Annotated in this window: 10 protein-coding genes; 4 read left to right on the top strand and 6 right to left on the bottom strand. The window is 67.8% G+C overall.

The annotated features are described in order from the left end of the window. Window positions 1-101: 101 nt before the first annotated feature. From QO015_RS20285 to QO015_RS20295, 3 genes are read right to left on the bottom strand one after another with little or no spacing between them, the layout of a single operon-like run. Complete coding sequence (locus tag QO015_RS20285; protein ID WP_266283940.1) at window positions 102-1,274, bottom strand: amidohydrolase family protein; 1,173 nt, start codon at window positions 1,272-1,274, stop codon at window positions 102-104. Window positions 1,275-1,285: 11 nt separating this feature from the next. Beyond that, the gene (locus QO015_RS20290) at window positions 1,286-2,329 is read right to left on the bottom strand and encodes a questin oxidase family protein (protein ID WP_266283941.1); all 1,044 of its coding nucleotides are present in this window, start codon (window positions 2,327-2,329) and stop codon (window positions 1,286-1,288) included. Window positions 2,330-2,338: 9 nt separating this feature from the next. Continuing rightward, a complete protein-coding gene (locus QO015_RS20295; RefSeq protein ID WP_266283942.1) occupies window positions 2,339-3,793 on the bottom strand; it encodes an NAD(P)-binding domain-containing protein in 1,455 nt (484 codons plus the stop codon). A gap of 429 nt (window positions 3,794-4,222) precedes the next feature. Between QO015_RS20295 and QO015_RS20300 the strand changes: the two genes are divergently transcribed. From QO015_RS20300 to QO015_RS20315, 4 genes are all read left to right on the top strand, one after another. Then, on the top strand, window positions 4,223-5,503 hold the full coding sequence (locus tag QO015_RS20300; RefSeq protein WP_266283943.1) for an extracellular solute-binding protein: 1,281 nt from the start codon (window positions 4,223-4,225) through the stop codon (window positions 5,501-5,503). 163 nt (window positions 5,504-5,666) lie between these two features. Further along, window positions 5,667-6,563 (top strand): carbohydrate ABC transporter permease, encoded by an 897-nt coding sequence (locus tag QO015_RS20305; protein ID WP_266283944.1) that lies wholly within the window; start codon window positions 5,667-5,669, stop codon window positions 6,561-6,563. A 119-nt stretch (window positions 6,564-6,682) separates the two neighbouring features. Further along, entirely contained in the window at window positions 6,683-7,435 is a 753-nt protein-coding gene (locus QO015_RS20310; protein WP_266284320.1) for a carbohydrate ABC transporter permease, read from the top strand. Window positions 7,436-8,029: 594 nt separating this feature from the next. Next, window positions 8,030-9,493 (top strand): EAL domain-containing protein, encoded by a 1,464-nt coding sequence (locus QO015_RS20315; RefSeq protein ID WP_266283945.1) that lies wholly within the window; start codon window positions 8,030-8,032, stop codon window positions 9,491-9,493. Between the two features lie 30 nt (window positions 9,494-9,523). On the opposite strand, the gene QO015_RS20320 is transcribed toward QO015_RS20315, so the two are convergent. The 3 genes from QO015_RS20320 to QO015_RS20330 all read right to left on the bottom strand — a co-directional run bounded on the left by QO015_RS20320 (window position 9,524) and on the right by QO015_RS20330 (window position 12,360). Beyond that, a complete protein-coding gene (locus QO015_RS20320) occupies window positions 9,524-10,936 on the bottom strand; it encodes an allophanate hydrolase (RefSeq protein ID WP_266283946.1) in 1,413 nt (470 codons plus the stop codon). A gap of 108 nt (window positions 10,937-11,044) precedes the next feature. Further along, window positions 11,045-11,677, bottom strand: coding sequence for a cysteine hydrolase family protein (locus tag QO015_RS20325; RefSeq protein ID WP_266283947.1), 633 nt, complete (start codon window positions 11,675-11,677; stop codon window positions 11,045-11,047). Next, window positions 11,674-12,360, bottom strand: a complete 687-nt coding sequence (locus QO015_RS20330) for a cysteine hydrolase family protein (protein WP_266283948.1) — start codon at window positions 12,358-12,360, stop codon at window positions 11,674-11,676. The genes QO015_RS20325 and QO015_RS20330 overlap by 4 nt, the downstream gene beginning before the upstream one ends.

Consider the following 12,360-nt stretch of genomic DNA (forward strand, 5'->3'; position numbering starts at 1 on the left):
CAAGCGAGGCCGGGAGAGCCGTGACCCTGGTCCCTCTCCCGCGAAGCGGGGGAGGGTTGGGGAGGGCTTGCGTTCGGATGTGGCCGGTGGACCTCGACCCGTCAGCCGGCGATCACCTTGCCGCGCTTCAGCACCGTGCGGCCGCCCGGGACGCCCGCGACCGCCTCGGGCACGGAGCCGGCCGGGATGAGCACGAGGTCGGCGCGGCAGCCGGGCGCGAGGCCGTAGCCTTCGAGGCCGAGCACCGAAGCGGGGAGGGCGGTCACCATCTGGAAGGCGTGCGCGACATCCTCGTCGGCGTTGAAGTCCTGCCGGTAGCCCACGATCATCGCCCGGCGCAGCAGGTCGCCGTCGCCATAGGGCGACCAGGCGTCGCGGATATTGTCCGAGCCGGCGAAGACGGTCACGCCCTCGGCCTTCAGCCGCTTGACGGGCGGCATGGCGACCGGGCCGGGGCCGTTGGTCATGATCGCGACGCGGCTGTCGGCGAGCGCCTTCGCCGTTCGGGCGAACTCCGCCGGATCGATCATGCCGAGCGCGAAGGCGTGGCTGACGACGACGCGCCCCTCGAGCCCTGAAGCCTTCGTCCTGTCGGCGATCTGGCGCAGTTCGAAGGCGCCGAGCGGACCCGGATCATGCAGGTGGATGTCGACGCCGGCGCCATGCTTCTCGGCGAGGTCGAAGACCGTGTCGAGATGGCCGGTCACGTCGTCGTCGATGCCGGCCGGATCGAGCCCGCCGACGAGATCGGCGCCCTCGCGCATCGCCGCGTCGAGAAGGTCGGCCGTGCCGGGATCCTTGAAGATGCCGCTCTGCGGGAAGGCGACGATCTCGATGTCGACGAGATGGCGATAGCGCTCGCGAAGCGCGAGCAGCGCATGCAGGCCCTTGAGTCCGACCTCGGTGTCGATATCGACATGGCTGCGGATGGCGCCGGTGCCGAAGGCGGCCACCTGTTCGATCAGCCGCCCGCCGCGCTCCTCGACCGGCATGGTCAGCGTGCGGCGCAGATGCTTCTCGGCGGCGATCCGCTTCGCAACGGTGTCGCCGGGGATGTGGGGAATGAACGGCAGGCCGATCAGCGTCTTGTCGAGATGGATGTGCCCCTCGACGAAGGAGGGCGAGACGAGCTTGCCCGCCGCATCGATCCGGCGCGCCGCGGACGGCGCCGTTCCCGCCTCGGCGACGGTGGTGATGGTGGCGCCGGTGATGGCGATATCGACGCGTTGACCATCCGGCGTCGTGGCGCCGGCAATGACGAGATCGGCCTGCATGTTCTCTTCCGTCAGTCGATGAGGGCGACGCGGCGCGCCGCGACCACGCGATAGAGCCGGTCGCCATAGACCTTCTCTTCCTCGCGCGCGGAGAAGACGAGCGAGATGTCGTGTTCGTCGTCGGACGCGATCGCCGCCGCGGCGATCTCGTCCCAGGACGGCGCCGGAAGGTTCCGCCAGCCTTCGAGCTGTTCGGCGGAGGGCAGCGACGGGAAGCCGATCTTGGGCACCAGCGAGGCGATGATCTGCCAGAAATGCCGCATCAGGCGCGGCCGGTCCTCGGCCTCCAGATGCGGCGAGACGAGGCGCACCCAATGCGTCCCGGTCACGGCATGCAGCGCCGAGAAGTCCATCGTCGCGGCGAAGAGAGCGAGCGACGTGGCCGCGAGGCGGTTCATGCAGTCGCCGCGGATCTCCAGCATGTCGACGATCGGCGCGAAGCCCGGCGCCTCGCCGGCGGCGCGGATGGTGTGCCAGAGGAGATCCGTCTCCGGCTCCAGGCGATGCATGTCCGGCACGGCGGAGGATGCCGCGAGCACGGCGCCGGGATCGTCGGTGACGGGGGCCGCGCCGGTCGGCAGCGGCATCTTCAGATAGGTCGCGCACCAATAGCCGATCGCCGTGCCGACCTCGGCCGCGTCCATGCGCAGGCAGCCATAGGCGAGGCGCATCAGGCAGTGCAGCGCGCTGGCGCCGACGCCGGGGATGAGGGTCGGCACATAGGTCTTGATCGCGCCGTCGATGCCGAGGCGGCGGACCTCGTCGGTCATCAGGTCGCGATAATCGGCCTCGCGGCTGCGGTCGCCGAGATGGGCGAGCCAGTCGGCCCGCGCGATCGGCGCGACGCGCGGCGGCATCGGCACGAGACCCTTCACGCGGCGATACATCGCCAGCCATTCGGCCATGCGCGGCTCGTCGGCGCCGAGCCGGTCCATGGCGACGAGGATCATCGGCACATGATTGGCGAGCAGATAGGGGAATTCGACGCTGTCGGCGCGGGCGTCGGCGAGCAGATCGTCGAGACCGCCGCGCGGAAGGGCGGATGCAAGGCTCATTCTATCCTCCTAGACCTCGACAGGGGCCGGCCGGCCGGTGTCCTCGGCGTGGAAATGCTGTTCGTCATAGGCCATCAGGTCGGCATAGTGCCGGTCGGCATCAGCAAGGAAGAGGCCGCGGGTCAGCGCCGCCACCATGCGCGGCACGCCGTATTTGAGGCCGGTGATGCCGTTGCAGATCGGGCCGAGGCTCGGCACCGCGCCGTTGTTGAAAATATGGATATTGCCGATCCACGGCGCCGTGCCGGGATGCTTCTCGGTGAACTCGAAATCGCGGCCGAGATAGGGGTAGAGGCCGAGCGCCGCGTCCTCCTCGCCGGCGGGCGGCGTGAAGCGGTCCTGCCAGAGCGCGATCTCGCCCGCGAAGGGCGCGAGTTCGGGGCGCTTGGCGAGGTCGATCTCGTAGCCCGTGCCGAGCAGGAGGTGATCGAAGGCGAAGACGCCGCGCGGCGTCTCGATCTCGACGCGGCCGTCGACCATCCGCGCCGATTGCGGCGGACAGCCGAGTTCGGCGCGGAAATTGGGGAAGGCATGCGCGGCGCGGTACATCTCCTGCGTCGGCGGCACCTTCAGTTCGAAGAAGCGGCGCATGAAACGCCAGCGCCGCGTCGCGTCGAGATCGGCGAAATGGCCGAGAAAGCCGGGGAAGTTCGACCAGGCCAGCACCTCGGTCTTCGGCAGCTCGCTCGCCCGCGCGAAGAGCGTCGCCGACCGCGCGCCGTTGCGAAGCGCCGCCACCGCCCAGTCGAAGGCCGAGGACGCGGCGCCGACGATTCCGACATCGAGCCCGGCGAGGCGCTCCGCCGCGACCGCCTCGCCGCTATGCGTCCAGCTCTCGCGCGGCAGGCCGGCGACGAAGGGAGGCACGGCGAGGCCGCCGGCGCCTTCGATGCCGGTCGCCAGCACCAGCTTGCGCGCATAGAGACGGCTCGCTCCGGCGGGCGTCTCGATATCGAGCACCAGATAGTCCTCGAGCGGGCGGATCGCCGTCAGCGTCGTGCGGTTGCGCACGTCGAGCGCCGCCATCCGGCGGTACCAGACGAGATAGTCCATCCAGTCGGCGCGGTCGATCTTGCCGACCGCCTCCCAGGCCGCCTCGCCATGCGCCGCCTCGTACCAGGAGCGATAGGTGAGGCTCGGAACGCCGAGATCGGGGCCCGACAGGTGCTTGGGGGAGCGCAGCGTGTCCATGCGGGCACACGAGATCCACGGCCCCTCGCGGCCCTCGTCGCTGCGGTCGATCAGCACGACGTCGCCGACGCCCTGCCGCTTGAGCCCGAAGCCGATGGAAAGGCCGGACAGGCCGGCGCCGACGATCACCACATTGTGCAGCGGCGCGCCGTCCGGCCCCGAGCGGCGGGGCAGCCAGGCGCGCGGCGAGGCCTCGATGCGCTCGAGGTCCCGCGCGATCGCGTCTTCAAGGGTGGCGAGGCGTGAGGAAGCAGGTCGTGACGAAGCGCTCATGCGTCGAACCGCCGGCGGCGGGCTCCCATAGGCGAGGATTGAAACGGATGGTTGCCGATCGGCGCCGCCGCGTAAAGGCGCAACCTGCCCGCCCTTTGGTCGCAGGCAGCACTTGATGCGAAAATGTGCAGAGGCAATACTGCCGAGCGGCGGGGAGCGGCGCGACGAGCAGAAAGATGGGGGTCGTCACAGCCGATCCGACGCGATGCAACCGATGCGCGACCGTGAATCGAACAAGGTCGATATTCTGGTTGCAACATGATTGTCGAGACCGATGAACGAGTGTTCTTGCTGCACTTGTTCGTAACGTGTTCGGCTAGAATGTGCATTTCTGTGAGAATCGGAGATAATTGACGTTTCTTGAGCGCGATTTTGTTTGATGTATACTCCGTTTCCGCTCCCTTGTCACAACGGAAGAGAGTCACGGGAATGATCAAGACATCTGCATTGAGGCTCGGTGTCGCCGCGCTCGCGCTGGCTTCGGCCGTGGCGACTGCGGGGGCGGCCGACAAGCCGCTGGCCGGAACGACGCTGACGATCGCGTCCCAGAACGACCAGTTCGCGGCGGTGATCGCCAAGCTGGCACCGCAGTTCGAGGAGAAGACCGGCGCCACCGTGAAGGTCGACATCCTCGACTACGGTTCGCTGCTCACCAAGACCCAGGCCGATTTCGTCGGTCACACGAAGTCCTACGATCTCATCACCATGGACATCGTCTGGGCCGGCCAGTATGCCGAGAACGGCTATACGGTCGACCTGACCGAGCTCATGAAGCGCGATGCGGCCGAGCTGCAGATCGACGACATCTATCCTGCGACGATCCAGTATATCGGCCAGTACAACGGCAAGCAGGTGGCTTTCCCGTTTGCCGGCTACGCGGCGGTGATGGCCTATCGCAAGGATCTGCTCGACGCCGCCGGCATCAAGGTGCCGGAGACCGCCGAGGACTTCGTCGAGGCGGCGATCAAGCTGACGGACCCGTCCAAGAAGATCTACGGCTTCGTCGCCAACGGGCAGAAGGGCGCCGCGGTGGCGCAGGACTGGCTGCAATACAACGCCCAGCTCGGCGGTTCTGTGCTGGATGCGAGCGGCAAGCCGGCCCTCAACTCGGACGCCAACGTCGCCAGCCTCAAGATCTACAAGGAGCTGTTCGACAAGGCGGCCCCGCCCGGGGCGGTCGACTATGACTGGGGTGGCCGCGAGGAGAGCTTCCGGCAGGGCCTCGTCGCCCTGATGGAGACCTGGTCGGTCGGCGCGCCCGGCTACTACGACCCCTCGATGTCGAAGATCGTCGACACGGTCGGCATCACCTACACGCCGGTCGGCAAGGGCCTGCCGCTGAAATACGGCCTCGGCGGCTGGGGCATGGCGATCAACGCCGATCTCGACAAGGAAAAGCAGGAAGCCGCCTGGAGCTTCATCAAGTGGCTGGTCAGCCCTGAAGTCCAGAAAGAGATGAACATGAACGGCGCCGGCAGCTATATCCGCAAGTCGACGCTGGCGGATCCCGAGCTCAACGCCAAGTATCCGTTCCTGCCGGTCATCGCGAAGTCCTTCGAGAACGCCGACGGCGACTATCGTCCGCGCATTCCGCAGTATCCGGAGATCCAGGATCTGCTCGGCACGGCCGTCAACGCCGTCCTCGTCGGCAATACCGATCCGAAGGCAGCTCTCGACGAGGCGCAGGCCCAGGCCGAGAAGCTGTTCTGAGGATCGGCGATCCTCGCAAAAAGCTCCTTCCCGTCCGCGGGAAGGGGTCGGGCTGCGGCCTTTCCCCCGAGAGCCGCAGCCTCTTTTCCCATGCCGGAGAGCGTCCGTGACGAGTGCAACCTCCACCGCCGTCCTGCCGCGCGCGTCAAAGCGCAGGAGCGGGATGCGTTTCGACGATCGCCGCAAGCTGTTCCTTCTCGCCCTCGCGCTGCCGGCCGTCGTCTATATCGCCGTCATCGCGCTTTGGCCGCTGGCACAGGGCATCGCCTACTCCTTCTTCGAGTACAATCTTCTGCGCCGCGGCGGGACGAAGACCTTCGTCGGGCTGCAGAACTATGTTGACCTCCTCACCGACAAGACCGGCCAGCGGGCGCTCATCAATACGTTCGTGTTCACGATCGGCGCGGTCGTCTTCCAGTTCGTGCTTGGTCTCGGCCTCGCGCTTCTGCTCTGGCGCGACAGCCGCTTCAACCGCATCTGCCTCGCCTTCCTGCTGATCCCGGTGACGATCACGCCGCTCGTGGTCGGCCTCATTTTCCGCGCGCTGCTCGCCGTCGACTACGGCTATTTCGGCTACTACCTCGCCGAATGGGGCATCACCTCGCCGCGTGGCCTGCTCGCCGGCACCACGACGGCGCTGCCGACGCTGATCTTCGTCGATATCTGGGAGTGGACGCCGCTCGTTGCGCTGATCCTGCTCGCCGGCCTGAAGGCGCTGCCCTCCGACATTCTGGAGGCCGCGGCGGCCGACGGCGCCACTGCCTGGCAGCGCTTCCGCCTCGTGATCCTGCCGTTGCTGCTGCCAACCGTCTTCCTGGCGCTGGTGCTTCGGATGATGGACGCGTTCCGAGTCTTCGATTCGATCTTCGTGACCACCGGCGGCGGCCCGGCCGATGCCACCAATTCGCTGATGGTCTATGGCGTGAAGCAGGGCCTGCAGTTCTTCAACATCGGCTATGCCTCGGCGATCGCCAATGTCTCGATCCTGTGCATCGCCCTGATGGCGGCGGGCTTCACGCTCCTCATCCGCCGCGCAGACGTGAAGGCGAACGAGCGATGAGCAGCATGACCACCACCGCCGCCCTGCCGCGTGTCGCCCTGCCGGCCCGCCGCGTGACGGCCCTGCAGCGCCGGATCCGCATCGAGCGGACCGCGCTCGTCCTCATCCTGCTCGTCTACATGATCCCGGTGATGTGGCTGGTCGCGACCGCCTACAAGCCGCCGAAGGACATGTTCTCCTCGCCGCCGGCCTTCCTGTTCGAACCGACGCTGCTCAATTTCCGCCGCGTCTTCGAGGTGTTCGATGTCTGGCAGCTTCTGAAATCGAGCCTCGTCATTTCCATCGGTTCGGCGGTGCTGTCGCTGCTGCTCGGCGTTCCGGCGGGTTATGCGCTGGCGCGCTCGCGCTGGCGCTATGCGATCGGCGTCGCCTATCTGTTCCTCGCCGTGCGCACGGTGCCGATCATCGCGACGCTGCTGCCCTTCTATCTGATGATGCGCGATATCGGGCTGCTCGGAACCTGGTGGGCGGTCATCCTCATCAACACGACGCTCAACTGCGCCTTCGTGACGTGGATGATGTTCTCCTATTTCCGTTCGCTGCCCAAGGACATGGAGGAGGCGGCGCTCACCGATGGCTGCACGCTCTGGGGCGCGTTCTGGCGCGTCGCGCTGCCGACGGTCACCCCGGGCATCATCGCCTCGGCGCTGTTCTGCGTGATGTTCTCGTGGAATGACTTCCTGGTGGCGATGTTCCTCACCAATTCCGACTCGAAGCCGTTGTCGGTGGCGCTTCTCGCGGCCTTCGGCACCAAGGACATCACCTGGGGAACGCTCGGCGCGCTCGCCCATTTCTCCACAGTGCCGATCATGCTGATGGCGCTGTTTCTGAACCGCTATTTCGTGCAGGGGCTCACCAAGGGCGTGCACTGAGACGGGGCCGCGCAGCCCGCGCCCTGGCCCTCTCCCTCAACGCGAGGGTCGGGCCGGGGCCCCTTGGGGCCGCTCGGCCGTGCCGGCTACTGGAATTCCTTCCACGTCGTCCGGTTCTGGCGCTCGGTACGCGCCAGGACGAGCATGAACGCGCCGAATGCAACGACGATGGCGATGATTGCGATGGTATGGCCCATTAGCGTGGTCTCCCCGATGTGACTCGTCGAGGAGGATCGCCGCGCGCCGCTTCCGTGCCTTGACCTCGATCAAGCGGGCCGTCGGTTCCCCGGTCTAGCAGGGCTTGCGACACAGCGTTTCGTCATCCCCGTCGCATGAGCCGGAACGCGTCCCGTCCCGCTCTGCCAGCCAGAGGAAGCCCGGATTTTGCCGGCTCATCCGCCGCTATTGCCGCCGTCGGCGGGCTCGCCTAAGCTTGTTTCGTCGACCGTCGACAGAACGACGTGTCGGGCTGGAGGCGAGGGTCGCTTCCGAGCCTTGACTGCGGAAGACATGATGCGGCGATGGCGTCTGATCTTTCTTGCGGCAGTCGGGGCGGCAGGCGGCACCGCGGCCGCGTTCGTGGTGGCTGCGCTCATGACGTGGAGCTTCGCGGTTGCCACGCAGAGGAGAGAAGTCGCTTCGGACGCCGAAGAGGCGCTCGCGCATGTGACCGAGGTCTATGGCGAGGCGACGGCCGCGCTCCGCCATATCTCGGCCGTGCAGGCCGCGCCATGCTCGCCCGCGCATATCCGCGAAATGCTCCAGCTGGCAGAAGGCTCGCCCGTCGTCGTGAATATCGGCTACGGCAGGGGAGATCTCGTCGAGTGCAATTCGTGGGGGCCGCTGTCCTATCGGCTCGAGAAGGCCAGGGCCGCGGAAACCATGCCCGACGGCGTGGGTGTGGCCGTCAACTGGCGTCCGAAGAACTTCGGCACCGACCGGGCGATGCTGGTCCTGCGGAGCGGCGGATACAGCGTCCTGATGGATCAACGCGGGTTCTACAGCGATTGGGGCGGCTCCGACGGCTCGAAGCTCGAATCCGTATCGCTCGCCAGCGGCACGGCGCTCCTCGCCAGCTATGCGGAGAGCAGGCCGCCGCTGAAATCAGATGACGACGCGGTTCGGTCCAGTTTCGCCGCCGACGGCTGGACGGTGACGGTCAGTCAGCCTGCCATCACCTTCGCGGGATATCTCTCGTCCCAGCGCGCGCTGCTCGTGCCGCTCGCGGTGGCGCTGGCGCTTCTGTTCGGATTGCTGGCGATCCTCTGGCTGCGCTACGGATTGTCGATGGCCGGCGAGTTCCGCGCAGCCGTCCGCAGACGCGAGATTTCGGCCCACTACCAGCCGGTCGTCGAGCTCGCGACCGGGCGGTGCGTCGGAGCAGAAGCGCTCGCCCGCTGGCGCAGAGCCGATGGCAGCCAGGTATCGCCCGACGTCTTCATCCCCTTGGCGGAGCGCGCAGGCCTGATCGCGAGAGTGAGGGAGCAGGTCGTCGCGGCCGTCGTCCGGGATCTCGGCCGCTGGCTCCGGGCCAACGCCGAGGCCCATGTCAGCATCAATCTGAGCGCCTCGGAACTGAGGTCGGAGAGCATCCTCCAGGAATTCGAGGAGACGTTCCGCGTCTCGGGCATCGACTGCCGGCAGATCTGGCTGGAGGTGACGGAGACCAGCCTCATCGACATGGCGGAGGCGCGGCCGACGCTCGTGGAACTGCGCCGACGCGGCCACCGGCTCGCCATCGACGATTTCGGAACGGGCTATTCGGGGCTCAGCTATCTGCAGCAGTTGCGGGTGGACATCCTGAAGATCGACCGATGCTTCGTGGAGGTCATCGGGTCCGATGCGGCGACGCGCGATGTGACCGGGCTCGTCATCGCCCTCGCGCATCAGCTCGAGCTGGACGTCGTCGCCGAGGGCGTCGAATCGGAAGCGCAGGCGGCCTATCTCCGCCAGCGTGGGGTCGCCTATGCCCAGGGCTGGCTGTTCGCGCAACCCCTGCCGGCCGATGGCTTCCTCGTCTTCTGGTCGAGCCAGCCGGGCCGGATCGCCGCGTCCTGAACGCTTGCCGCGACGCGCCGGTGCCACCCGTCAGGCAGAGGGGCGGCCGGCGGCGCCCGGCGTCAGGCCGGTCGCCGCGTGATAGGCGGCGCCGTAGCTCGCGACCTTCGCATCTTGCCAGGAGGGGGCGAGGAAGGTGATGCCCTGAGGCATGCCGTCCGGCCGGAAACCGTTCGGAACCGCCATGCCGCAAAGCCCCATCAGGTTCACGAAATTCGTGTAGATGCCGAGCTGCGCGTTGAGGCGGATCGGGTCGGCGAGGATCTCGGCCTTGGTATAGATCGTCGGCGTCGTCGGCACGACGAGGACGTCGATGTCGGCCCAGGTGGCGCGGGTGTCGCGCTTCAGCGCCGCGACCTTGTGGATCGCCGCGAACACGTCCTTTGCCGTGTGGTCCGAGCTCGTCTCGAGGATCGACAGCGTGACCGGGTGGATATGGTCGCGATGCTCGGCGACGACCTTGTCCATCGCGATCGCGCGTTCGGCGATGAAGGGTCCACCATAAAGCAGCTTCTGCGTTTCCTCGAAGGGCGTGAAGTCGACCTCGACCTTCGTGCCGCCCATCGCCTCGAGCCGCGCGACGGCGGCGGCGAACAGCTTCTCCGCCTCGACATCGCCGAAGAAACGGAGCGCGGCGCCGGCCGGAACGCCGAAGCGGAAGCGCGGCGGGATCGGCGCGATGGCAAGGTCGACCGCGTCGGCTTCCGGCTTGGAGAACTCGTAGGTCGGATCGTAGCCGCCCATCCGCCGTCCGACCGTGACCGCGTCCCCGGTCGTCAGCGCGAAGACGGTCATCGTCTCGGCCGATTTGAGGCTGCCGCCGCCGGAGACGGAGGAGTTGGAGATGAAGCCCGGCGTCGGCTTCAGCCCGACGATGTTGTTGAAGGCGGCCGGCACGCGCCCCGACCCGGCCGCGTCGTTGGCGATGGAAAAGCTGACGAGCCCTGCGGCGACCGAGACGCCCGAGCCCGACGACGAGCCGCCTGAAATGAACGCCTCGCCGAACACGGAGGAGCAGGCGCCATAGGGCGTGCGCACGCCGACGAGGCCGATGCCGAACTGGTCCATATTGACCTTGCCGAGGCAGAGCGCGCCGCTCTCGATCAGCCGGCTGATCGCCTGACCGGTCGTCTCGGGCCAGTACTCCATCTCTGGCAGCGCATTGGTGGTCGGCATGCCGGGGACGTCGTTGCAGTCCTTGACCGAATAGGGGATGCCCCAGAGCGGATCGTCGGTCGGCCCCTTCGCCTCCAGCGCCTTCGCCTGCGCAAGAACCGTCTCGCGCGGCGCGAGATGGATCCAGACATGGTCGTCGCCGCGCGCCGCGATGCGCCGGTAGCAGGCCTCGACGACGGCCGACGGGGTCAGGCTGCCGTCGCGATAGAGGCGGCCGAGCGTCGTGATGTCGAGCGAGCCCGTCTCGGGCGACCAGGTTGCGGTCATGCCAGTTCTCCAGTGATTGTCACGGCCATCCACGGCTCTCTCGGGGCGGAGTTCGCGGGGCGTGGCTGCCCGGGTCGGGCCCGGGCATGGCGGCAGCGAGACTGCGTCTCAAGCCGGACCGAGCGTCGCCTCGACGGCCGCGATCGTCGCGGTCGTGCCGAAGAGGCCGCTGCCGAAACGGGTGATGTTCATGATCGTCTCATGCCCGCCGGCAAGGTCGGTGGCGGTCCCGTCCTCGAGCAGAATGCATTCGAGGCCGAGATCGTTGGCCGCGCGCATGGTGGCGTGGACCGCACCCTCGGTGCGGAGGCCGGCCACCACGAGATTGGCAATGCCGCGCTGCTCGATGAGGAAGCCGAGATCGGTGCCGATGAAGGCGTTGTCGCCGGCATGGTCGATCACCGGCTCTCCCGGATGGGGAGCGAGCGGCGCGACGATGTCCCAGCCCTCGCTGCCGCGCGGCAGGATGCGGTCGAGCGGGCGGGCGGCGTTGCGGATGGCGGCGACACGCGGGAGACCGACCAGCGGATCGAAGCCGCGGCGGCCATGCAGCACGAAGCCGCTGGCGGCGCGCCAGCGTTCGAGCAGCGGGGCGAGCGCGGCGACGACGCCTTCGGCGCCGGTCTCGGCGACCGCCTCGCCCTGGAAGTCGATCAGGAACAGCGCGGTCTCGGCCATCGACCAGCCGCCGGTATAGGGCCAGGCATAGGGGCGCGACGCGACGGGATTGAAGCGGCTCATTGGGCGGCCTCCGCGATCAGGCCGATGACGGCGCGCGCCGGGCGGACGGCGCCCCAGCGACCGCCATGGGCGGCGAGAACGGCCAGCATTCCCTCATGGTTCGAGGTTTCGACGGCATTGGTGCCGTCCGCGACGAGCACGCAGTCATAGCCGAGATCGGCGCCGTCGCGGACGGTCGACTGGACACAGCAATCCGACGTCACGCCCGAGACGATCAGGGCCTCGATACCGCGGGCGCGCAGGATCTGGTCGAATTCGGTCGCGTGGAACGAGCTCTTGCCCGGCTTGTCGACGACGATCTCGCCCTCGCGCGGCGCCAGTTCCGGAATGATGTCGTGGCCCGGATCGCCGCGCGTCAGCGCGCGTCCTCCCGGGGTGTCGTCACCAATGCCGACGCCATGGGCGCGGCTGCGCCACTGCTTGACCGGATTGAGGTCGGAAAGGTCCGGCCGATGGCCCTCGCGGGTGTGGATGATCGTCATGCCGGCGGCGCGCGCGGCGGCGAGCAGTTCGGCGATCGGCCCGATCGGCTTGCGGGTGTTGTCGACGCTCTGGCCGAGGCGATCGATCCAGCCGCCCGGTCCGCAGAAATCGGTCTGCATGTCGATGACGACCAGCGCGGTGCGGGATAGGTCGAGCGGGCCGGCGATCGGCCACGGCGTCGTTTCGGCGGTTTCGTTCAT

Source organism: Kaistia geumhonensis (assembly GCF_030815145.1).
In the GTDB taxonomy this organism is placed as follows: domain Bacteria; phylum Pseudomonadota; class Alphaproteobacteria; order Rhizobiales; family Kaistiaceae; genus Kaistia; species Kaistia geumhonensis.

Coding starts and splice junctions, on each gene's coding strand:
- QO015_RS20320 (WP_266283946.1), bottom strand. CDS start 10,936: ATGACCGCAACCTGGTCGCCCGAGACGGGCTCGCTCGACATCACGACG.
- QO015_RS20305 (WP_266283944.1), top strand. CDS start 5,667: ATGCGTTTCGACGATCGCCGCAAGCTGTTCCTTCTCGCCCTCGCGCTG.
- QO015_RS20310 (WP_266284320.1), top strand. CDS start 6,683: ATGATCCCGGTGATGTGGCTGGTCGCGACCGCCTACAAGCCGCCGAAG.
- QO015_RS20300 (WP_266283943.1), top strand. CDS start 4,223: ATGATCAAGACATCTGCATTGAGGCTCGGTGTCGCCGCGCTCGCGCTG.
- QO015_RS20285 (WP_266283940.1), bottom strand. CDS start 1,274: ATGCAGGCCGATCTCGTCATTGCCGGCGCCACGACGCCGGATGGTCAA.
- QO015_RS20315 (WP_266283945.1), top strand. CDS start 8,030: ATGACGTGGAGCTTCGCGGTTGCCACGCAGAGGAGAGAAGTCGCTTCG.
- QO015_RS20325 (WP_266283947.1), bottom strand. CDS start 11,677: ATGAGCCGCTTCAATCCCGTCGCGTCGCGCCCCTATGCCTGGCCCTAT.
- QO015_RS20330 (WP_266283948.1), bottom strand. CDS start 12,360: ATGAACGAAACCGCCGAAACGACGCCGTGGCCGATCGCCGGCCCGCTC.
- QO015_RS20295 (WP_266283942.1), bottom strand. CDS start 3,793: ATGAGCGCTTCGTCACGACCTGCTTCCTCACGCCTCGCCACCCTTGAA.
- QO015_RS20290 (WP_266283941.1), bottom strand. CDS start 2,329: ATGAGCCTTGCATCCGCCCTTCCGCGCGGCGGTCTCGACGATCTGCTC.